This window comes from Pseudomonas sp. FW305-96 (genome assembly GCF_058783825.1).
In genome coordinates this window covers 149804-171673 of the sequence record NZ_JBYSYW010000003.1, presented here as the reverse complement: position 1 = coordinate 171673, position 21870 = coordinate 149804, and the positions used below count along the sequence as shown (strand labels likewise).

Genomic DNA, 21870 nt, shown 5'->3' with positions numbered 1-21870 from the left:
GTGCCAATGATCATACAGGCATGAGTCAGACTCATGACACCGATCGCATTTATCCTTTTGTGCAAAGCTGACCGAAGCCTCAGAATCGACGGCTCGCTTCCAGAATCATCAAGAAGGACCGCCCCCATGCACGTCGCGCCCACCACCGAACTCAAGGCTTTGCTGCGCCTGGCCGGGCCGCTGATCGCCTCGCAGTTGGCGCACATGCTGATGGTGCTCACCGACACCCTGATGATGGCCCGCATCAGCCCGCAGGCCCTGGCCGGTGGTGGCCTGGGCGCGGCAAGCTATTCGTTCGTGTCGATCTTCTGCCTGGGCGTGATCGCCGCGGTGGGCACGCTGGTAGCCATCCGCAAGGGCGCCAACGACATCGAGGGCGTCACCCGCCTGGCGCAGAGCGGCCTGTGGCTGGCCTGGGGCCTGGCGTTGGTCTCGGCGCTGGTGATGTGGAACCTCAAGCCGGTGCTGCTGCTATTCGGCCAGAAACCGGAGAACGTCGACTCGGCGATGCAGTTGCTGACCCTGCTGCCGCTCGCCCTGCCCGGCTACATGACTTTCATGGCCCTGCGCGGTTTTACCAGCGCCCTGGGCCACTCCACGCCGGTGATGGTCATCAGCCTGGTAGGCACGGTGTTCAACTACCTGTTCAACCACGCCCTGATCGAAGGCATGTTCGGCCTGCCCAAGCTGGGGCTGATGGGTATTGGCCTGGTCACGGCGGTGGTGACCCTGGGCATGGCCATCGCGCTCGCACTGTATATCCGCTGGCACAAGGCCTATGCCGCCTACCCGCTGCGCAAGGGCCTGCTGCGCCCTTCCCTGCCGGCACTGCGCGAGCTGTGGCGGCTGGGCCTGCCGATCGGCGGCACCTATATGGTCGAAGTTGGTCTGTTCGCCTTTGCCGCCCTGTGCATGGGCGTGCTCGGCAGCACGGAACTGGCGGCGCACCAGATCGCCCTGCAGATCGTCTCCACCGCGTTCATGGTGCCGACGGGCCTTTCATATGCGGTGACCATGCGCGTCGGCCTTTATTACGGCGCCGGCAACTTGCTGGCGGCCCGCAGCGCCGGGCGCGTAGGGATTGGTTTTGGCGCTTCGCTGATGTTTGCCTTCGCCGCACTGTTCTGGTTGCTGCCGGATGCGCTGGTCGGGCTTTTCATCGATCGCAAGGACCCGGCCTTCGCCGCGATCTTCATGCTGGCGGTGCAACTGGTGATGGTGGCGGCGTGGTTCGAGCTGTTCGATGGCGTGCAGACCATCGCCATGGGTTCGATCCGCGGCCTGAAAGATGCCAAGACCACCTTCCTGATCGGCCTGGTGTGCTACTGGCTGGTGGGCGCGCCCAGCGCCTGGCTGTTCGCCTTCACCTTCGGTGGCGGTGCACAGGGTATCTGGTGGGGGCTGGCTCTTGGTCTGGCCTGCGCGGCGGTGGCGCTGACGTTCGGCTTCGAATGGCGGATGAAGCGGCTGCTGGGCAAGGCTGAACGTGCGCGGCGGGCGGCGGTGTCAGTCTGAGACACCCGGGGCCGCTGCGCGCGCCATCGCCGCGCGGGCGGCGCTTGATTTCACAAGCGGCGCAACTGTGTCGCTGAACACTTTGAAGCCAGTATCCATCTGAAACTGTACTACTGTACCGCCATATACATCACTTCCTGCTGACCATTTCCCTGCCAACACCACAAACCGCACCAAAAAAGTGCGCACCAGTACAGTTCCCTCAATAACTGGTGCAACAGTCGCTTTCAACAATTAACTGGCCCATCACAATACACCTGAACTGTACCTACTGTTCTGGACGAGAGAGGAGGAAGATGGGCACCAGTTAAATCACTCCCTAATGCCGCCACAAGCGGAAGGATGACACATCATGGAACGTACCCTCAGTTCCGACCTGGTTTTCGAAAACGCCCAAGCTTCCAACGCTGCCCTGCCGCTGCGCGTCCTGTCCACCCTGGTACTGTGGCAGCGCCGCATGGCCAGCCGCCGCCAGCTGGCGCGCCTGGACTCCCGCCTGCTGGCCGACGCCGGTATCAGCGAGTCGCAGCGCTACGAAGAGCTGAGCAAGCCTTTCTGGCGCTAAGCGCCGGCCGCCGGCCCAGGCCGGCACCGTGATTCTCAAGAACCCGCCGCAGGCAACTGCGGCGGGTTTTTTGTTATGAGCCGCGCAATAGAGCTCTCGCGCAAGCAACCGTAACAGTTTTATAAAACTCAAATTCTATAGATACAGTTACGATTTGATCTGTTTTGCGCGCCCAGGCGTCAGAACCGCCGCGTGTTACGCTTGTCTTACGCGCCTGGCATATAACGTACCGTGACGAGCCAAGCGAGCGTCCGATAACCAGAACCACCCTTGACCCTGTGCAGGAGTCCACCAACATGTCCCGTTATCACCTGATTGGCGCCGCCTTGCTGCTGTCCCTCACCGGTGCCGCCCACGCCACCAGCTTCGTCGTCACCACCGATGCCGTCGTCGGCGCCGTAGCCGCCTCGACCGATGCCACGTCCGATATCTCCTCCTCGTTCCGCGACGACAAGATCGTCAAGGCCGCCCGTGACGATGCCGCCAGCTTCGTCGGCAGCGATGGCGCCATCCGCGGCGCCAAGCTGGAAAGCGCATTCGTGCACATCCGCCAGCAGTTGCCGGCCCTGCAAGCCAGCGATGCGCAGCTGGCGCGCGCCATCCTCGCCATCTGACCTTGCCCTTGCCCCGGATTCACTGGCCCCGAGCCGTGCATCCGGGGTAGCCTTCGCAGCCCGAGACAATCGCCACTTCAAAGCCCATGCGTTACCTACTGCTTTCCTTTGTCGCCCTGGCCTGCATGAACAGCGCCCAGGCGATGGATGCCACCACCCAGAGCCTGGTCATCACGGGTTACGTCACCAGCCAGGTGACTGCCGCCCCCTTCGACCGCAAACGGATCATCGCGGCCCGTGACGATGCCGCCATGTTCGTCGCCAGCGACGGCCTGATCCGTGGCGCGCGCCTGGAGGCAGCGTTCGACGCCCTGCGCCACGGCTGCGCCCGGCACTCTGTCGGCGACCGTGAACTGGCCGAGGCGATTCTCGTCCAATAACTACACCCGCTCCCTTGCATTTCCGGAGATGCTCCATGCGTAAACCGCTGATCGCCGCCACCCTCGGCATGCTGCTGCTCGCCGACCTGGCCCAGGCACACACCCTGGTGGCCACCAGCAACATCATCGTCCGCGCCTTTGGCCGTTCGATCGACTTCACCTCTGACACCACCACTTCGATCCGCGACTCGAAAGTGGTGCGTGAAGCCCACGACGACGCCGCCAGCTTCGTCGCCAGCAATGGCGACATCCGCGGCGCGCAGCTCGAAGCCGCCTTCGACACCTTGCGCGCCCGTGTGCCCGAAGCCCGCGACGCCAGCGACCAGGTGCTGGCCGAAGCCATCCTCGCCCTGTGAAGCGCATGCGTGCCTGGCTGCTGGGCTGCGCCCTGACGCTGCTTGGCACGCCCGCCCTGGCCGATCTGCAGCTGGTGCTGCAGACCGACGGCCTCGCCCCTTCGCAACGGCAGGCCAGCCAGGTGCTGCTCGACGAAGCCATGGCCAAGCTGCCACCGCGCTTCAAGCAGCAACTCGACCGGCAGATCCTGGTCAGCTGGACCACACGCATGCCCGAGGATGCCTATGGCCAGGCCTCGCCGGTCGCCAGCCTGGATCTAAACCGACGCCTGCTACCGGGCCTCGTGGATGGCAGCGCCGCCCGCGAGAAGACCAACCGCCCCCATGGCACCGTCCGCGAAGAACTGCTGGCCACCGTGCTCCACGAGCTGACCCATATCTATGACCGCGCCCGCCTGTGGCCAGAGGCTGAGCGCCAGCTGATCAGCCGCTGCAAGCGCCAGCAGGGCGCGCTTGGCAAAGTCGGCCTGCCGCAGGACTGTCGCGGCCAGGCCGAACGCCGCTTCACCTTGAGCGACGACCCGCGCCTGCTGGACCTGGCCGGCTGGCCGCAGTACGTCGGCCGGCGCGGCGAGCGCGAGCAGCACAACGGCCAGCTGGTGCGCAGCCCGGATCCCTACGAGCTGAGCAGCCCGAAGGAGTTCATCGCGGTCAACATGGAGTATTTCCTCCTCGACCCGAGCTACGCCTGTCGCCGCCCAGCGCTGAACCAGTACCTGCGCGACCACTTCGACTGGGCGCCGCGCCAGGACGCCTGCGCCAAGGGCCTGCCGTTCCTCAACGCCGGCAACGACTTCGCCCGCCAACCCTTGGGCGAGATCGACCCGGAACGGGTCTATGAGGTCGACTACCTGCTGGCAGAAGCCAACCAGAACTGGGTCAGCCGCTGGGGCCACAGCATGCTGCGCCTGGTGATCTGCGCCCCGGGCCGCCCACGCGGGCCGGCCTGTCGCCTGGACCTCGACCAGAGCCTGGTGCTGTCGTACCGCGCCTTCGTCAATGATGTGCAGCTGTCCAGCTGGGACGGCCTGGTCGGCGCCTACCCGTCGCGGCTGTTCGTGCTGCCGTTGGGGCAGGTAATCGACGAGTACACCAAGACCGAGCTGCGCAGCCTGGCCTCGGTGCCGCTCAAGCTCAGTCGCGCCGAGATCGAGAACCTGGTGCGCCAGGCCGCCGAGATGCACTGGAGCTACGACGGCAACTACTACTTCCTGTCCAACAACTGCGCGGTGGAGTCGCTCAAGCTGCTGCGCAGCGGCACCGGCAATCCACGCCTGAATGACCTGGACAGCATCATGCCCAACGGCCTGCTCGAGGTCATGAAGGGCAGGGGGCTGGCCAATACCAGCGTGCTCGACGATCCACGCGAAGCCCTGCGCCTGGGCTATCGCTTCGACTCTTACCGCGACCGCTACCAGGCGATGTTCGAGGTGTTGCGCAAGCAGCTGCCAATCAAACAGACGACGGTGGAAGACTGGTTGGCGCTGGACGCCGAGCAGCGCCGCCAGTGGTTCGAGCGCGCCGACCTGCGCACCAGCGCGGCCTTGCTGCTGCTCGAACAGGCCGGGCTGCGGCGCCAGCTGCTGCTGGCCCAGGATGAGGTCAAGCAACGCTACCTGAACGGGCGGGCACTCAAGGACGGCAGTTTCGACAAGGCCAACGAGACCTTGCAGGCGATGCTGGCCAACAGCGGCTTCCTCAGCCGCCCGGCGGAGCTGCTCGGGGCAGGGGGCTACGGCCTGCCGCAGCCGGAAGAGCGCAAGCAACTGGAACAGGTGAGCAGCGAGCGCCAGGCGCAGCTGCTGCGCCTGAGCACCGACCTCGACCAGCAGGTGAGGGCGCTGCTGGGGCCCGAGCGGGGCAGGGAAATCAAGGCGGTGGAGGCCAACATCAAGCAGGTGGGCGAGCATCTGAGGGCGTTGCACAAGGCGGCCGGGGGATTGCAGCTGCCCTAGTACATGGCAGGTCAGCCTCTATCGCCGGCAACCCCTGATCCACCTGCAACCATGGCAACCGGCTCCCCACCCAGATATGCCGATTGGCCGGAACCCGCTCCGGGTGATCCAGCGTCGCCACGGTCACATCGATCGAATCCGGGCTATGGGCCGTCACCAGCGCCACGTGCGCCCCACAACTGCCACAGAAATAACGGCTACAGGTTTCCGGCGCCATGTAGCGCTGCGGTGAGCCCGCCAACCACTGGAAAGCCTCGAAGGGCAGGGTGACCCAGGTCACCAGAGTGCCCCCGCTGACCCGCCGGCAGATCGAGCAATGGCAATGGGCGACATCGCCCAGGGCGCCCGACAAGCGATAACGCAGGGCACCGCAATGGCACCCGCCTTCCACGACATCCACCATCGAAATGACCTCCCGTCGCCTTGCACCGGGCGAAAGCTGGCTGAAAGCTTGCCCACATAGGATAGCGCCACCACCGGCAGCAGACCGGTCAGCCAGGGCACCCGGAAACTTCCGCGCCCGGCCCAATCAACAACAACAATGGTGATTCTGATGTTTTCCTGTGCCCGCCTTTTCGCAGTCCCCCTCCGCCTGCTCCTCGCGCAGCGCCTGACGCGCTGATCCGCCCGAATCGTCCTTCCTTTCGCCGCGCCACGCCTGGAGTACCGCCATGCTGACCTTCCTCGGCTTCGCCATGGTCATCACCTTCATGTACCTGATCATGACCAAGCGCCTGTCGGCCTTGATCGCGCTGATCCTGGTACCGATCCTGTTCGCCCTGTTCGGCGGCTTCTACAGCGACATCGGCCCGATGATGCTGCAGGGCATCAGCAAGCTCGCGCCCACTGGCGTGATGCTGATGTTCGCCATTCTCTACTTCGCCTTGATGATCGACTCCGGCCTGTTCGACCCAGCCGTGCGCAAGATCCTCAAGCTGGTCAAGGGCGACCCGCTGAAAGTTTCGGTCGGCACCGCGGTGCTGGCCCTGGTGGTGTCCCTGGACGGTGACGGCGCCACCACCTACATGATCTGCTGCGCCGCCATGCTGCCGATGTACAGCCGCCTGGGGATGAGCCCGCGGATCATGGCCGGCCTGATCATCCTCGCTGGCGGGGTGATGAACATGACCCCATGGGGCGGCCCTACCGCGCGCGCCGCCAGCGCCCTGCACGTGGACCCTTCTGACATCTTCGTGCCGATGATACCGGCCATGGCCTTCGGTGTACTGGCGATCCTCGCCATCGCCTACTGGTACGGCCTGCGCGAACGTGCCCGCCTCGGTGAACTGCACCTGCCGACCGACGACATCGACCACAGCGAAATCAGCGTGTCGCAGTTCCCGGAAGCCCGCCGGCCCAAGCTGCTGTGGTTCAACGGCGCCCTGACCGCCGCGCTGATGGTCGCGCTGATCGCCGGCGTGCTGCCCCTGCCGGTGCTGTTCATGATCGCCTTCAGCATCGCCATGATCGTCAACTACCCGTGCCTGCAGCAGCAGAAGGACCGCATCGCCGCCCACGCCTCCAGCGTGCTGGCCGTGAGCGGGTTGATTTTCGCCGCTGGCATCTTCACCGGCATCCTGTCGGGGACCGGCATGGTCGATGCCATGTCCAAGAGCCTGCTGGCGGTGATCCCGGAAGCGTTCGGCCCCTACATGGCGGTGATCACCGCACTGGTCAGCATGCCGTTCACCTTCTTCATGTCCAACGACGCCTTCTACTACGGCGTGCTGCCGGTGCTGTCGGAGTTCGCCAGCCACTACGGCGTCACCCCGGTGGAAATGGCCCGCGCGTCGATCGTCGGGCAGCCGGTACACCTGCTCAGCCCACTGGTACCCTCCACCTACCTGCTGGTGACCCTGGCCGGCATCGAGTTCGGCGACCACCAACGCTTCACCCTCAAGTGGGCAGTGCTGGTGTGCCTGTGCATAATGTTCGGCGCACTGGCACTGGGGACTTTCCCGCTGTTCAGCAGTCTGTAAGACAAGCGCCTCATCCAACCGCAAAGCGCCCGCCATCAGGGCGCTTTGCCTTTACCGCTCGAAGGAATACACATGGAATGGCTGACCAGCCCGGAAATCTGGGTTGCCTTTTTCACCCTCACCGCGCTTGAGATCGTGCTCGGGATCGACAACATCATCATGATCTCGATCCTGGTCAGCCGCATGCCCAAGCACATGCAACCGCGCACACGGATCTTCGGCCTGGCCCTGGCCATGGTCACGCGGATCATGCTGCTGCTGTCGATCACCTGGGTCATGCGCCTGACCGACGACCTCTTCCATGTGCTGGGCGAGGGTATCTCCGGGCGCGACCTGATCCTGTTCTTCGGCGGCCTGTTCCTCTTGTGGAAAAGCTCCCAGGAGATCTACCACGGCCTGGAAGGCGAGGACGAGAGCGCGGACGAGCCGAAAGGCTCGGGCGGCAAGTTCTTCTACACCATCATCCAGATCGCCATCATCGACATCGTGTTCTCGCTGGACTCGGTGATCACCGCGGTGGGCATGGTCTCCCACGTGCCGGTGATGATCGCCGCGATCATCGTCGCCGTGCTGGTGATGATGCTCTGCGCCGGCACCATCAGCGATTTCATCGACAAGCATCCGTCGCTGAAGATGCTCGCACTTTCGTTCCTGATCGTCGTCGGTACGGTGTTGATCGCCGAGTCCTTCGATGTGCATGTGCCCAAGGGCTATGTCTACTTCGCCATGGCTTTCTCGCTGGCGGTGGAGGCGATCAACATCCGCATGCGCACGGCGATGGCACGCAAGAAGGGCAAGGAACACGATCCAGTGAAACTGCGCAAGGACATCCCGGGTCAATAAACCCAGGAAGCGCGGTAGCAAAAGGGCCCTTCGGGGCCTTTTTTGTTGCCGACGATGAGGCCAGAGCATGTTTCAAATACGTTTCACCCATGCCAAGCTGGCGCCAGCCACGCAAAACAACTAAAGCTTCAGTGAGCACTGGAAAAAACAGCCCACCCCCGGGCCAGGCTCACCGCTGCACCCATTGGCCCCGCCCAGGGGCATAGAAGAAAAGGGGGCCCGACCATGCTGACCCTGCTCAATCTGCTCTCCGCCGTGGCGTTGCTGGTGTGGGGCACCCATATCGTGCGTACCGGCATCCTGCGGGTCTATGGCTCGAACCTGCGCCGCGTGCTCGGCCAGAACATGAACAAGCGCCCGCTGGCCTTCATCGCCGGGATCCTGGTCACCGCCATGGTGCAGAGCAGCAACGCCACCGCCATGCTGGTCACCTCGTTCGTCGGCCAGGGCCTGATGGCCATGACCCCGGCCCTGGCGATCATGCTCGGCGCCGACGTCGGGACCGCGCTGATGGCGCGGGTGCTGACCTTCGACCTGTCCTGGCTGTCGCCGCTGCTGATCTTCCTCGGGGTGATCTTCTTCCTCTCGCGCAAGCAGACCCGCGCCGGCCAGCTGGGCCGCGTCGGCATCGGCCTGGGCCTGATCATCCTGGCGCTGCAGCTGATCGTCCACGCTGCCGCGCCGATCACCCACGCCCAAGGGGTGAAGGTGCTGTTCGCCTCGCTCACCGGCGATATCCTCCTCGATGCCCTGATCGGCGCGCTGTTCGCCATGATCTCCTACTCCAGCCTGGCCGCCGTGCTGCTCACCGCCACCCTGGCGGGCGCCGAGGTAATCAGCCTGCCGGTGGCCATCGGCCTGGTGATCGGCGCCAACATCGGCAGCGGCCTGCTCGCCTTCCTTACCACCAGCCTGCAGAACAGCGCCGGGCGCCGGGTGGCGCTGGGCAGCCTGTTGTACAAGGTGATCGGCCTGCTGCTGATCATCCCGGTGCTGCACCCGCTGGTGGCCTGGATGGACAGCCTGAGTTTCAGCCCGCAGGAGCTGGTGATCGGCTTCCACCTGCTCTACAACACCTTGCGCTGCCTGCTGATGCTGCCGACGGTCAAACCCATGGGCCGCCTGTGCGGCTACCTGCTGCCCGAACGCGACAACGGCAATGGCCACCACCAGCCACGCCACCTGGACCCGACCGCGTTGAACACCCCCAGCCTGGCGCTGGTCAACGCCGTGCGCGAGACCCTGCGCCTGGGCGATATCGTCGACAGCCTGCTCGAGGCCATGCTCGGCGCCCTGCGCGGTACCCAGACGGCCTTGCCGCAACAGGTTCGGGCCCTCGGGGAGGATGCCGAGGCACTGTACAACGCCATCAAGCTGTACCTGGCGCAGATGCCCCGTGAAGACCTCGCCGAACAGGAAAACCGGCGCTGGGCAGAGATCATCGAGGTGGCGATCAACCTCAAGCTGGCCAGCGACCTGATCGAGCGCATGCTGCGCAAGGTGCAGCAGCAGAAGACCTCGCAGCGCCGGGAGTTTTCCCAGGTCGGCCTGGAGGAGTTGACCGGCCTGCAGGAGCAATTGCTGGCCAACCTGCGCCTGGGCCTGTCGGTGTTCCTCAGCGCCGACCCGCAGAGCGCGCACCAGTTGCTGCGCGAGAAACGTCGCTTCCGCGCCCAGGAGCGGCGCCTGGCCCACGCCCATGTCAGCCGCCTGCAACGTAAAGTGGTGCAGAGTATCGAGACCAGTTCGCTACACTTGGAGCTCATTGCCGACATGAAGCGTTTGAACTCTTTGTTCTGCAGCAGTGCCTATGTGGTACTGGGCGGCACCGATACCGGCGGGCTGATGCTCGACAGCGTGCCGGACGAAGCCCGCCAGCCTTGAGCCACGACACCCCGGAGACCGAAGCTCGCCTATGCGTTGCCTGTTGTTCGTTTGCCTGCTGATCTGCAGCCTGCCCACGCTCGCCCTCGACCGCTCGCGGGTCGAGGGCTACCTGCTGCCCAACGGCCTGCAGGTGATCCTCAAGTCCGGCTACGAGCGCGATCATGTGTCGATCCGCCTGGTAGTGGGCGTGGGCCTGGACGACTTCGACTGTGACCAGCGCGAGCTGCCACACCTGCTCGAGCACCTGCTGTTCAGCGGTATCGACGAGACGGGCGAGGGCGGCCTGGAGGAGCGTATCCAGGCCCTGGGCGGGGAGTGGAACGCCTTTACCAGCAGCGCCGACACCACCTTCGTCATCGAAGCCCCGGCGCGCAACCAGCGCAAGGTGCTCGACCTGCTGCTGGCGGTGGTCCGCGATACCCACATCGACGCCAAGGCGCTGGCCACCGCGAAAAAGATCATCGAGCGCGAGGACGGTGGCCATTATGGCCGCCTGCAACGCTGGCTCGATCGCCAGGACATCGGCCATCCGGCCAGTGACCAGCTGGCTACCGAGCTGGGCCTGAAATGCCCGGAACGCTCCAACCTCGACGACATGACACTGGAGCAGGTCCAGCAGTTGCGCGAGCACTGGTATGTGGCCAACAACATGTCGCTGATCGTCGTCGGCGGCCTCGACCGCCTGCTGCCGGCCTATCTGGAACGCACCTTCGGCGAGCTGCCGGCGACCGAGCCCGAAGAACGCCGCAACCTCGAAAGTATCAGCCAGCAGGCCGAGCCGCGTCGCGACCTGACCCGCGGCTGGCTGGGCGACAACGTCAAGCTGCACTGGCTGTTCATCGAGCCGACCCTGGAGGAGGGGCACGACCAGACCCTCGAGCTGCTGTCGCGCTACCTGGACTGGGCGCTGTACGACCAGTTGCGCCTGCGCCACGGGCTGTCATACGGGCCATCGGCGCAACGCGAGAGCTTTGGCGACAGCGGGCTGCTCAGCCTGAATGCCGACCTCGAGCGCCAGGACCTCGACAAGGCACTCAAGGTACTCGAGCAGTTGTTCGACCACCTGCGCAAGCATGGCCTGGACCCGGACACCTTCGCCCGCATCAAGGAGGCAGCGATTGCCCGGGAGAGCTGGACCACCCAGGGCAACGTGGCGCTCGCCGACTACTACTGGGGGGCGCTCAACGCCTACGAGGACGGGCGCTTCACCGACCCGGTGCGAGAACTTCGCCAGGTCAGCCTGAAACAGGCCGATGCAGCGCTGCGCGAGCTGCTCAAGGAGCCTGGTTACCTGCGTATCGAGAAGCCGTTGCTGGGCTATGACGAGTTGTATGGGCTGGTGGCGTTGTTGTTGGGGCTGATACTGGCGGTCGGGTTGATCCGTCGCCGTCGGCCACACACCAAGCCCAGCGGTGCTACACGGGCGCCTTGATTCGGCGGTATCCTGTAAGCCGTTCGCTAGCGCTCATCGCGGGGCAAACCCGCTCCCACGCCGACTCATGCGTGGGAGCGGGCTTGCCCCGGGATGAAGCTGGCACAGCCATCCACCGCTCCCTGTTGCTTGCCCCATGCCCCCAATCCCCAGCTTCATCCTGCGCATCATCGAGCTGCTCAAGCGCTACCCCGGCATCATTGCGCTCTACGGCTTCGTCTCGGGGATCGGCAGCTTCATCCTGGTCGACCGCCAGGCCGGCCTGGCCAGATGGATCGCCATTGCGATGCTGGTCAGCTGGGTCTGGCTGATGCTGGAGAACACCCTCACCGAACTGTTCGCCCGCACCTTCAAGCGCGAGATCCCACAACCGCTGCTGCGCTTCGCGACGCAGATGATTCACCAGGAAAGCCTGTTCTTCGTCCTGCCGTTCTTCTTCATCACCACCACCTGGAACAGCGGCCAGCTGGTGTTCACCGGCCTGCTCGGTGCCGCGGGGCTGATCTCGATCATCGACCCGCTGTATCACAAGTGGCTGGTGCCGCGGCGCTGGCTGTTCCTGGCGCTGCATACCCTGACGCTGTTCGCGGCCATGCTCACGGCGCTGCCGATCATCCTGCATCTGACTACCGCGCAAAGTTTCAAGCTGGCACTGATCGCCGCCATGGCGCTGTCGTTCCCGAGCCTGGCCAGCAGCTTCCCGATCAACAACTGGCGCCGTGGCGTAGCGCTGGTGCTGGTGACCCTGGCGGTGGGCGGCGGCGGCTGGCTGCTGCGCTCCTGGGTGCCGCCGGCCACGCTGTGGATGACCGACGTGGCGATCAGCACCGAGGTGCTCAACCGCCAGCCAGGCGCGTCGCTGGAGGAAGTAGCAGCCAGCCGCATCCGCAGTGGCGGGCTGTATGCCTACACCGCCATCAACGCGCCGCGCGGCCTGAACGAGCGCATCTACCATGTGTGGCAGCTCGACGGCAAAGAGGTCGACCGCATCGCCCTGGACATCCACGGCGGGCGCAAGGAGGGCTACCGCGCCTGGACCCACAAGCAGAACTTCCCACCGAATCCCGTGGGCAAGTGGCAGGTGAGGGTGCTGACCGAGGACGGGCAGGTGATCGGGGTGTTGCGGTTCAGGGTGGTCGACTCCTGACAAGATCGCCGGGCAAGTCGCATCGGCGCACCGCCGCTCCCACGCCATGATTCTGGTGGGAGCGGGCTTGCCCCGTGATGGGCTATGATCTGAGTCGCCGATTCACCCGTCAGATGCATGGAGCCTATGACCGCCCCGAGCGCTATCCTGGACACCCAGCAGCAGCCCACCCGCCTGCGCATCGTCGGCGACTGGACCCTGGCCCACTACGCCGAGCTCAAGCGCGAATGCGAGCGCCTGGGCAGCCAGTACGGCGATGACACCCAGGTCGACCTCAGCCAGCTGGGCCGCCTGGACACCGCCGGAGCCTCGCTGCTGGCCGAACTGCTGGGCTCCGAACGCCTGTCGCGCTGCAGCGACGAACTCCCCGACGCCAGCCGGGCCTTGCTGAAGAACGTCTATTGCTCGGTGCAGGACTACTGCATCCCGGTCAAGGAACCGGAGCAGCCAGTGCTGCTGCTCCTGCTGGCGCGCATCGGCCGCGCCGTCGACCAGCTGTGGCAGGACACCACCCAGGTGCTGGGTTTCATCGGCCTGATCCTGCAGACCTTGTTCCTGCGCCTGTTCCAGCCGCATCGCTGGCGGGTCACCCCGGTGGTCGCGCACCTCGAGCAGACCGGCCTGGACGCCGCGCCTATCGTCGCCTTGCTGACCTTTCTGGTTGGCGCCGTTGTGGCCTTCCTTGGCGCCACGGTGCTGGCCGACTTCGGCGCAACGATCTTCACCGTCGACCTGGTGGCATTCTCCTTCCTGCGCGAGTTCGCCGTGCTACTGACCGCCATCCTCATGGCCGGGCGCACCGCCAGCGCGTTCACCGCGCAGATCGGCTCGATGAAGGCCAACGAAGAGATCGACGCCATCCGCACCCTGGGCCTGAACCCCATCGAGCTGCTGGTTGTGCCCCGGGTGCTTGCACTGTTGATCGCATTGCCATTGCTCACCTTCGTCGCGATGCTCTGCGGCATGATCGGTGGCGCGGTGGTCTGCGCCCTGACCCTGGACATCTCGCCTGCCATGTTCCTCTCGCTGCTGCAGAGCGACATCGGCGTGCAGCATTTCCTCGTGGGCATGGCAAAGGCGCCGTTCTTTGCCTTCCTGATCGCCGCCATCGGCTGCCTGGAGGGCTTCAAGGTCAGCGGCAGCGCCGAGTCGGTGGGCGCCCACACCACCTCCGCCGTGGTGCAATCGATCTTCGTGGTCATCGTGCTGGACGCGGTGGCCGCGCTGTTCTTCATGGAGATGGGCTGGTGACTGAAGCGGTGATCGAAGCCCGGGGCCTGTGCAACCGCTTCGGCAGCCAGAGCGTGCACGAGAACCTCGACCTGGACCTGTACCGCGGTGAGATCCTCGCCGTGGTCGGCGGTTCGGGCAGCGGCAAGTCGGTGCTGCTGCGCAGCATCGTCGGCCTGCGCCGGCCCAATGAAGGCACGGTCAAGGTGTTCGGCCAGGACCTGGCCACGCTCGACGAAAACCAGCGCTCGCTGGTCGAACGCCGCTTCGGCGTACTGTTCCAGAAGGGCGCGCTGTTTTCATCGCTGACCGTTACCGAGAACGTCGCCCTGCCGCTGATCGAGCATGCCGGGCTGTCGCGGGCCGACGCAGAGCACCTGGCCGGGGTCAAGCTGGCGTTGGCCGGGCTACCGATCAGCGCCGCCGACAAGTACCCGGCCTCGCTGTCCGGCGGCATGATCAAGCGCGCCGCCCTGGCCCGCGCCCTGGCCCTGGACCCGGACATCCTGTTCCTCGACGAGCCCACCGCCGGCCTCGACCCGATCGGCGCCGCCGCTTTCGACCAGTTGATCCTCACCCTGCGCGACGCCCTGGGCTTGTCGGTGTTCCTCATCACCCACGACCTGGACACGCTCTACACCATTACCGACCGGGTGGCGGTGCTGTCGCAGAAGAAGGTGCTGGTAGCCGGGCCCCTGGCCGAGGTCGAGCAGACCGTTGATCCCTGGATTCACGAATACTTTCACGGCCCGCGTGGCCGGGCGGCCGAAGACGCCGCCCTGCGCGCCCGCCAGGAGCGCTGAACGATGGAAACCCGAGCTCATCATGTCCTGATCGGCCTGGTCACCGTGCTGGTGGTGGCGGGCGCCATGCTGTTCGGCCTGTGGCTGACCAAGTCCAGTGTCGACGACGCATTCAAGGACTACGAAGTGGTGTTCAACGAGGCGGTCTCGGGCCTGTCCCGCGGCAGCCCGGTGCAGTACAACGGCATCAAGGTCGGTGATGTCAGCAGCCTGCGCCTGGACCCAAAGGACCCGCGCCGGGTCCTGGCTCGCGTGCGCCTCAGCGGCGACACGCCAGTCAAGGAAGACACCCAGGCCAAGTTGACCCTGGCGGGGGTGACCGGCAACTCGTTCATCCAGCTCAGCGGCGGCACGCCGCAAAGCCCGGAACTCAAGGGCAAGGACGGCAAGCTGCCGGTGATCGTCGCCTCGCCATCGCCAATCTCGCGCCTGCTCAACGACAGCAGCGACCTGGTGACCAACATCAACCTGCTGCTGCACAACGCCAACCAGATGTTCTCCTCGAGCAACATCGAGCGCCTCAGCAATACCTTGGCCAACCTCGAGCAGACCACCGGCGCCTTCGCCAACCAGAAGGGCGGGATTTCCGAGGCCATCGAACAGCTGGCTCAGGTCGGCAAGCAGGCCAATGCCACCCTGGCCGAGACCCAGGCCCTGATGCGCAACGCCAATGGCCTGCTCGGCACCCAGGGCAAGCAGGCCATCGGCAGCGCCGAGCAGGCCATGCAGTCGCTGGCCGAAAGCACGGCGACCATCAACAGCCTGCTGCAGGACAACCGCCAGTCCCTGGACGACGGCGCCCAGGGCCTGAACCAGATCGCCCCGGCAATCCGCGAACTGCGCGAGACCCTCAACTCGCTCAAGGGCATCTCCCGGCGCCTGGAAGCCGACCCCAGCGGCTACCTGCTGGGCCGCGACAACAACAAGGAGTTCCAGCCATGAAGCTGTCGCTGCGCCTGGCCGCACTCGTTTCCACCCTGAGCCTGGCTACGGCCTGCTCGATCCTGCCGCAGTCCGAGCCTGTGGATATCTATCGCCTGCCGGTGAGCCAGACCGCCCGCAGTGCCGCGCCGCTGGACTGGTCGCTGCGCCTGAACAAGCCACTGGCCAGCGAAGCCCTGGCCGGGCCGCGTATCGCGGTCATTCCCCAAGGGGATGTGATCAGCAGCTACAAGGGCGCCCGCTGGAGCGATCCGACGCCGATGCTGGTGCGCAATCGCCTGCTCGACGGCTTCCAGCGCGATGGCCGAGTGCAGCGCCTGAGTGCCGACGACAGCAACCTGCAGGCGGACTACGAGCTGGGTGGCGAACTGCAAGCGTTCCAGAGCGAGTACCGCCCAGGCGGGGCGGTGGAGGTGGTGATTCGCTACGATGCACGGCTGGTGCAGGGCCGCAGCCAGCGCATCCTCGCGAGTAAACGCTTCGAGGTACGCCAGCCGCTAGGCAGCCAGCAAGTGCCGGCAGTGGTCGCAGGCTTCGGTACGGCCAGCGACCAGCTGGCGCGCCAGGTGATCGACTGGACCGTCAGCCAGGCTCAGGCAAAGAACCAGTAGCAGACGAAGATCGCCGCGATCACCCCGGACAGCTCGGCCAGCAGCGCGCAGCCCACCGCATGGCGCACGCGCTGGATACCCACCGCGCCAAAGTACACCGCCAGCACGTAGAAGGTGGTTTCGGTGCTGCCCTGGATGGTCGCCGCCACCAGCGCCGGGAAGCTGTCCACGCCCTGGGTCTGCATGGTCTCGATCAGCATCGCCCGCGCCGCGCTGCCGGAGAACGGCTTGACCAGCGCCGTGGGCAGGCCCTCGACGAAGCGCGTATCCAGGCCCATCCAAGTCACCGCGTGGCGGATGCCGTCCAGGGCCAGCTCCAGGGCGCCGGAGGCACGCAACACGCCCACGGCTACCAGCATCGCCACCAGGTAGGGCAGCAGCCCCTTGGCCACGTCGAAACCCTCCTTGGCGCCCTCGACGAAGGCCTCGTACACCTGCACCCGGCGCAACGCGCCGATCACCAGGAACAGGATGATCACGCCGAACAGCGTCAGGTTACCCAGGATCGAGGACAGGCTGGCCAGCGCGGCCGCCGACAGCGTGCCGAGAAAAGCCATGAAGCCACCCAGCAACAGCGCGCCGGGGATCAGGTAGGCAAGCACCACCGGGTCCCACAGGCGCAGGCGCTGCATCACCGCCACCGACAGCAGGCCGACCAGGGTCGAGCAACTGGTGGCCAACAGGATCGGCAGGAACACCATGGTTGGGTCAGGCGCGCCTTGCTGGGCGCGGTACATGAAGATGGTCACCGGCAGCAGGGTCAGCGACGAGGCATTGAGCACCAGGAACAGGATCTGCGCGTTGCTCGCCGTGGTGCTGCTGGGGTTGAGCTCCTGCAGCGAACGCATGGCCTTCAGGCCGATGGGCGTGGCGGCGTTGTCCAGGCCCAGGCCGTTGGCGGCGAAGTTCATGGTGATCAGGCCCAAGGCAGGGTGACCCGGCGGCACCTCCGGCATCAGCCGGGCGAACAGCGGCCCGAGGACCTTGGCCAGCCATTCGACGATACCGGCCTTCTCGGCAATCTTGAGAAAACCCAGCCACAAGGTCAGGGTGCCGAACAGCAGGACCATCACCTCTACCGAGAGCTTGGCCATGGCGAAGATGCTCTCGACCATCGCGGCGAAGATGCCGGCATTGCCGCCCACCAGCCATTGGCCCAGGGCGCTGATGGCCGCAATCAGGAAAAAGCCGAGCCAGAGGCCGTTGAGCATCCGTGTGTTCCCCCGTGAAAAATGCCCGAATGATAGCGCAATCAACGTGCGCGCTGTTGGGGGCGCTTTGCACCCCATCGCCGGCGAGCCGGCTCCCACAGGGATTTGCGATACCCGTGTGGGAGCCGGCTTGCCGGCGATGGGGCCAGTGTGGGTAACACGGCCGCGGTCAACTTTCAGACAGCAAAAAGCCCCGACAAGTCGGGGCTCTTCGTTCAGCTCAGCGGCTTACTGGTTGACGGTCTTGCCCGCCACCACGGCCTCTTTCTTGCCTTTTTCCAGCACCAGCGACTTGTAGTACGCCTCGCCTTTCTCGGCGTCGTACATGCCCTGCCACTTGGCGATGACCACTGCGGCCAGGGCGTTGCCGACCACGTTCAGCGCGGTACGGGCCATGTCCATGATGCGGTCGACACCGGCGATGAAGGCCAGGCCTTCCAGCGGGATGCCCACGCTGCCCAGGGTGGCCAGCAGTACCACGAACGATACGCCCGGCACGCCGGCGATACCCTTGGAGGTGACCATCAGGGTCAGCACCAGCAGCAGCTGCTGGCTCCAGGACAGGTCGATGCCGTACAGCTGGGCGATGAAGATCGCCGCGATGCTCTGGTACAGGGTCGAACCGTCGAGGTTGAACGAGTAGCCGGTCGGAACCACGAACGAGCAGATCGACTTCGGCGCACCGTACTTCTCCATCTTCTCGATCACGCGCGGCAGCACGGTCTCGGAGCTGGAGGTGGAGTAGGCGAGGATCAGCTCATCTTTCATGATGCGCATGATCTTGATCACCGAGAAGCCGAACAGGCGAGCTACCAGGCCCAGCACCATGAAGGCGAAGAAGGCGATGGCGAAGTACACCAGCAGCACCAGCTTGGCCAGCGGCAGCAGCGAGCTGAAGCCGAAGTTGGCGACAGTCACGGCGATCAGGGCGAACACACCGATCGGCGCGTAGTTCATGATCATGTGGGTGACCTTGAACATGGTCTCCGACACGCCCTGGAAGGTACGCACCAGCGGCTCGCGCAGGTCGGCGTTGAGGCTCGACAAGCCCATGCCGAACATCACCGAGAAGAAGATGATCGGCAGCATCTCGCCACGCATCAACGCCGCGAAGATATTCGACGGGATCAGGTTGAGCAGGGTCTCGATGAACGCGTGCTCATGCTGCACCTCGGCCGCGGTGGCCTGGTACTTGGAGATGTCGACGGTGCCCAGGGTGCTCATGTCGATGCCGGCGCCTGGGTGGAACACGTTGGCCAGGACCAGGCCGACGACGATGGCGATGGTGGTCACCACCTCGAAGTAGATGATGGTCTTCAGGCCGATACTGCCCAGTTTCTTCGCGTCGCCTACCCCGGCGATGCCCACGATCAGCGACGAAATCACGATCGGGACGACGATCATCTTGATCAGGCGAATGAAGATATCGCCGGCCGGCTGGAGGACGTTGCTGATCCACCATGCCTTTTCTGCACTGAAATGATTCAGTAGCGCGCCGACTGCAACGCCCAGCAACAGACCGATGACGATCTGCCAGGCGAGGCTCAGTTTTGCCTTCTTCATGTCATTACCCTTTGTTGTAGTGGTCACGGGCACCTGACGGAAAGTCGCGTTCCAGAGCGCTTGAAAGCTTCTGGGCGGCTGCATGTTCCGTTCCGGGCCCCTCTGTAAGGACACCGCGAGCGAGTATTTCTGGCGCTCGGGCCAAGGAAAAAGGCGGCAACTATTGCGACGTGGGCAGGGGCAGTCTAATGCCGGAAACGACTACCCCATACCGAATCGGCATGAGACCAGAAGCCGAAATCGAGCATCGCCAAAGCCTTGATTTTCAACGTTCGGATTTCCGAACAAGGCCAATGCGCCATTTTTCGGCAGATTTGCAGGTATGGAAGAAGGGGGTTTGATGGCGTGTTCGACAATCCGAATGGCTGAAATGCCACACAGGCTGACCTGTCGGACAACTAAAAAAATTTCGATATACGGTAGCGACAAAATGTGTCTGAAGTAAAAAGTCGCTCGTATGGATAGATAAATTCCTACAGGCGCTTCGGAAGCCAGATCGATCACGTCCTCAACTCGACCCGATCGACCTGCAACTTCCGATGCCACCCTCTCCTGACCCGGCCCATGATGGAGGCACTCCCTGTACCCCTAGGCCACTCCGACCCTGCAACAGTCAGAACGGCCCGGCCCCCTGGTCATGCGCCGTCCCTCCTCGGGGCGGCGCATCATAGAAGCCTGAAAGATAAAAAGGTTCAGCTTCTATAGCGTTACAGTGCGCGACCGCTGGTCAGTACCAGTTCGGGTCACGCTTGAGCTGCTCCTGCAGCAAAGCTTTCATGCCTTCGTCCGGCTTGCCCAACCAGCGGTAGTCCGCATGGCGGGTCGGCGACTTGTCCGCAGGCAGGCCCTCTGGCACTTCCACAAGCATGCCGTAGGCTTCGTCCTTGTCCCAGCTGAAGGCCACGACCAGGCGCTTGTAGGTGCAATTGCCCTCGGATTCGCAGAGCGGACCAACCAGATACTGGTCGCCGTCCTCGGTCACCGCCGACATCTGCTGCGCCGAGCTGCCGCTGAGGTTGATCACCCATTCGGGCAAGCGCTCTTCTTTCTTTATCGTGTTCTGCCAGGTCTTCTGGTATTCAGGGTCCGAGCCAAGCAACTGGTTGACCCGGACCTGGCCGTCATTAGCGGCCAGCGCCGACGCACCACTGCCTAGCAGCAGTGCGACGGCCAAGGCTTTCGGGAGCATCCTGCTCATGGTCGTCAACCTCTACCACGGCCGAAGAAGAAGGAGGCAACGAACAGCACCAGGAAGACAATGAACAGGATCTTCGCGATACCGGTCGCAGCACCGGCGATACCACCAAAGCCCAGGACTGCGGCAATAATGGCGATGATCAGGAAGGTGATAGCCCAACTCAGCATGATGTTTCTCCTTTTCTTGTACGAAATCGGTCAGAAGTATCAGAACACCCAACGTTCCTGAGGCTCGACGCGGTCGAGAACGGCAGGGGCAGTATCGGCGCTGGGCAGTGGCTGGGTGGCCTTGACCAAGGTGCTGGCGTGGGGCGTTGCCCGCAGCTGCGTCAACAGCGCAGTCTGCGCCGCCACTTGCTCGGCCAGCCGGGCGGTCTGCCAGCTGTGATGGAACAGGCCGACCGCCAAGGTCAGCAGCAGGGCCATGCCGAGGAACAGCAGCTGCTGCAGGGGTACTACAGCGCTCTGCGTGCGGTTGACGTTGGGGCGATTCATGCCGGCTCCTCCTGCAGTACTTGTTATCCGTTCTTGGGAAGATCAGTGCAGCCTGCATGCCAGCCGTAAAACTCTAAAAAAACCCTTTTAAATCAAATAGTTATTGAATACTCACATAACCGGGAAGGACGTATCCTGCACGATGCCCCTGCAAGGGCTCGTGCGATTTGCACGATCAGCCCTCTACCTTGGTGGCGATCTTCAACAGATCGGCGTCTACCCCACGCACCCCGACGATCTGCCTCGCGACGTCCACGGCAATGGCCTTCTGCTCGCTGCTGACCACCTCACCCGATAACCTGACCAACCCCTCTTCACTGGCTACCTTGATGTTCAGCCCGTCCAGGTTACGGCTGAAGCGGTAGCTGGCCTGGATCTTGTCGACGATCCAGCTGTCGCTGGGCTGCGGACCGGTTGGGGCATCGACAGGTTTTTCCCTGGCCTTGGCCAGGGCCGTGCTGTCCAGGCTGACCAGATTGTTGACCAGGTGCACCCCATCGGTGGTACGCGCCAGAACCCCGGCAAGGTCCTTGGCCTCGGGGCTGTCCACCTTGCCGCGCAGGGTCACCACGCCTTCACGGCTTTCCACCTCGATAGGGGCCTTTTCGGTAATCCGGCTCCACAGCAGCCGTGCGCGCACCACCGCACCGAGGGTGGCGTCCTCCAGGCGCTGGGCGTAGGCACGCAGTTCCAAGGGCTTGTCCACCAGCCCCGGGTCGATCCGCAACTGGTTGTCCACCTGCTCGATCCCGCGCGTGGCCAGGGCCACCTGTTCGGCCAGCATGCGTTCCACCGGGTTTTCCACTTCGCCCGAAAGCCGAGCCCGCCGGCCATCGACTTCTACCTTTATAGGGAAGGCATTGAGCATGGTGTTAAGGGACAGGGCCGTCTGCAGGGCACCTTCAAGTCGCGCGTCCTGCACCGGGTCGGCCTGGGCCTGGCCGACGATCGACAACACACAAGCCGCCAGAACGGCCATTCGAGGGTAAACGGACATCACAGAACCTCCTTTCGCATCACTCAACCCAGGACTCTCGCAACCCACATGCCAACTATTTACCCACAATCAACTTCAGATTTATCAGCTACTTAGCCATCATGAAGGCATGCGGCTAGCATGCATGGAACAGAATCAATCAGAATCG

23 protein-coding genes are annotated in these 21870 nt (G+C 64.3%); 15 read left to right on the top strand and 8 right to left on the bottom strand.

Features of this window, described 5'->3' with window-relative positions; translation table 11 throughout:
* Positions 1-126 precede the first annotated feature (126 nt).
* The 6 genes from AC3WL2_RS03595 to AC3WL2_RS03570 all read left to right on the top strand — a co-directional run bounded on the left by AC3WL2_RS03595 (position 127) and on the right by AC3WL2_RS03570 (position 5385).
* Entirely contained in the window at positions 127-1515 is a 1389-nt protein-coding gene (locus AC3WL2_RS03595) for a NorM family multidrug efflux MATE transporter (protein ID WP_102683037.1), read from the top strand.
* A gap of 352 nt (positions 1516-1867) precedes the next feature.
* Positions 1868-2080 carry a DUF1127 domain-containing protein gene (locus tag AC3WL2_RS03590; protein WP_011531561.1) on the top strand — a complete coding sequence of 71 codons (213 nt, stop codon included), beginning with the start codon at positions 1868-1870 and terminating at the stop codon, positions 2078-2080.
* 296 nt (positions 2081-2376) lie between these two features.
* A complete protein-coding gene (locus AC3WL2_RS03585; RefSeq protein WP_102683036.1) occupies positions 2377-2694 on the top strand; it encodes a DUF2388 domain-containing protein in 318 nt (105 codons plus the stop codon).
* 86 nt (positions 2695-2780) lie between these two features.
* Positions 2781-3074, top strand: a complete 294-nt coding sequence (locus AC3WL2_RS03580; protein ID WP_102683035.1) for a DUF2388 domain-containing protein — start codon at positions 2781-2783, stop codon at positions 3072-3074.
* A gap of 35 nt (positions 3075-3109) precedes the next feature.
* The gene (locus AC3WL2_RS03575; protein ID WP_011531558.1) at positions 3110-3430 is read left to right on the top strand and encodes a DUF2388 domain-containing protein; all 321 of its coding nucleotides are present in this window, start codon (positions 3110-3112) and stop codon (positions 3428-3430) included.
* Positions 3427-5385, top strand: coding sequence for a DUF7844 domain-containing protein (locus AC3WL2_RS03570; protein ID WP_102683034.1), 1959 nt, complete (start codon positions 3427-3429; stop codon positions 5383-5385). Before AC3WL2_RS03575 ends, AC3WL2_RS03570 begins: the two co-directional genes overlap by 4 nt.
* On the opposite strand, the gene AC3WL2_RS03565 is transcribed toward AC3WL2_RS03570, so the two are convergent.
* The gene (locus AC3WL2_RS03565) at positions 5321-5788 is read right to left on the bottom strand and encodes a GFA family protein (RefSeq protein WP_102690647.1); all 468 of its coding nucleotides are present in this window, start codon (positions 5786-5788) and stop codon (positions 5321-5323) included. The two genes, AC3WL2_RS03570 and AC3WL2_RS03565, sit on opposite strands and share 65 nt — an antisense overlap.
* A 268-nt stretch (positions 5789-6056) precedes the next feature.
* Here AC3WL2_RS03565 and AC3WL2_RS03560 point away from each other — a divergent pair, with 268 nt between their 5' ends.
* From AC3WL2_RS03560 to AC3WL2_RS03520, 9 genes are all read left to right on the top strand, one after another.
* Positions 6057-7364 carry a CitMHS family transporter gene (locus tag AC3WL2_RS03560; RefSeq protein WP_102683032.1) on the top strand — a complete coding sequence of 436 codons (1308 nt, stop codon included), beginning with the start codon at positions 6057-6059 and terminating at the stop codon, positions 7362-7364.
* A 72-nt stretch (positions 7365-7436) separates the two neighbouring features.
* On the top strand, positions 7437-8207 hold the full coding sequence (locus AC3WL2_RS03555) for a TerC family protein (protein WP_102683031.1): 771 nt from the start codon (positions 7437-7439) through the stop codon (positions 8205-8207).
* 225 nt (positions 8208-8432) lie between these two features.
* Positions 8433-10091 carry a Na/Pi cotransporter family protein gene (locus AC3WL2_RS03550; protein ID WP_102683030.1) on the top strand — a complete coding sequence of 553 codons (1659 nt, stop codon included), beginning with the start codon at positions 8433-8435 and terminating at the stop codon, positions 10089-10091.
* Positions 10092-10122: 31 nt separating this feature from the next.
* Positions 10123-11526 (top strand): M16 family metallopeptidase, encoded by a 1404-nt coding sequence (locus AC3WL2_RS03545; RefSeq protein ID WP_102683029.1) that lies wholly within the window; start codon positions 10123-10125, stop codon positions 11524-11526.
* A 136-nt stretch (positions 11527-11662) separates the two neighbouring features.
* Entirely contained in the window at positions 11663-12673 is a 1011-nt protein-coding gene (locus tag AC3WL2_RS03540; protein WP_102683028.1) for a DUF5924 family protein, read from the top strand.
* A 117-nt stretch (positions 12674-12790) separates the two neighbouring features.
* On the top strand, positions 12791-13924 hold the full coding sequence (locus AC3WL2_RS03535) for an ABC transporter permease (protein ID WP_102683027.1): 1134 nt from the start codon (positions 12791-12793) through the stop codon (positions 13922-13924).
* The gene (locus AC3WL2_RS03530; RefSeq protein WP_046853637.1) at positions 13921-14706 is read left to right on the top strand and encodes an ABC transporter ATP-binding protein; all 786 of its coding nucleotides are present in this window, start codon (positions 13921-13923) and stop codon (positions 14704-14706) included. The genes AC3WL2_RS03535 and AC3WL2_RS03530 overlap by 4 nt, the downstream gene beginning before the upstream one ends.
* Positions 14707-14709: 3 nt before the next feature.
* Positions 14710-15648 (top strand): MlaD family protein, encoded by a 939-nt coding sequence (locus AC3WL2_RS03525; RefSeq protein WP_046853636.1) that lies wholly within the window; start codon positions 14710-14712, stop codon positions 15646-15648.
* A complete protein-coding gene (locus AC3WL2_RS03520) occupies positions 15645-16259 on the top strand; it encodes an ABC-type transport auxiliary lipoprotein family protein (RefSeq protein ID WP_102683026.1) in 615 nt (204 codons plus the stop codon). Before AC3WL2_RS03525 ends, AC3WL2_RS03520 begins: the two co-directional genes overlap by 4 nt.
* Here the strand turns inward: AC3WL2_RS03520 and AC3WL2_RS03515 are convergent.
* The 7 genes from AC3WL2_RS03515 to AC3WL2_RS03485 all read right to left on the bottom strand — a co-directional run bounded on the left by AC3WL2_RS03515 (position 16241) and on the right by AC3WL2_RS03485 (position 21722).
* A complete protein-coding gene (locus AC3WL2_RS03515; protein ID WP_046853634.1) occupies positions 16241-17470 on the bottom strand; it encodes a nucleoside recognition domain-containing protein in 1230 nt (409 codons plus the stop codon). The two genes, AC3WL2_RS03520 and AC3WL2_RS03515, sit on opposite strands and share 19 nt — an antisense overlap.
* 228 nt (positions 17471-17698) lie before the next feature.
* Positions 17699-19033 (bottom strand): glutamate/aspartate:proton symporter GltP, encoded by a 1335-nt coding sequence (gene gltP / locus AC3WL2_RS03510; RefSeq protein WP_023629390.1) that lies wholly within the window; start codon positions 19031-19033, stop codon positions 17699-17701.
* Between the two features lie 201 nt (positions 19034-19234).
* Positions 19235-19537: a hypothetical protein gene (locus AC3WL2_RS03505; RefSeq protein WP_146022582.1), complete on the bottom strand. Its 303-nt coding sequence runs from the start codon at positions 19535-19537 to the stop codon at positions 19235-19237.
* A 223-nt stretch (positions 19538-19760) separates the two neighbouring features.
* Entirely contained in the window at positions 19761-20231 is a 471-nt protein-coding gene (locus AC3WL2_RS03500) for an inhibitor of vertebrate lysozyme family protein (RefSeq protein ID WP_102683025.1), read from the bottom strand.
* Positions 20232-20236: 5 nt separating this feature from the next.
* Positions 20237-20398 carry a DUF1328 domain-containing protein gene (locus tag AC3WL2_RS03495; protein WP_008092060.1) on the bottom strand — a complete coding sequence of 54 codons (162 nt, stop codon included), beginning with the start codon at positions 20396-20398 and terminating at the stop codon, positions 20237-20239.
* 39 nt (positions 20399-20437) lie between these two features.
* A complete protein-coding gene (locus AC3WL2_RS03490; RefSeq protein WP_102683024.1) occupies positions 20438-20725 on the bottom strand; it encodes a hypothetical protein in 288 nt (95 codons plus the stop codon).
* A 175-nt stretch (positions 20726-20900) separates the two neighbouring features.
* On the bottom strand, positions 20901-21722 hold the full coding sequence (locus AC3WL2_RS03485; protein WP_102683023.1) for a BON domain-containing protein: 822 nt from the start codon (positions 21720-21722) through the stop codon (positions 20901-20903).
* Positions 21723-21870 lie beyond the last annotated feature (148 nt).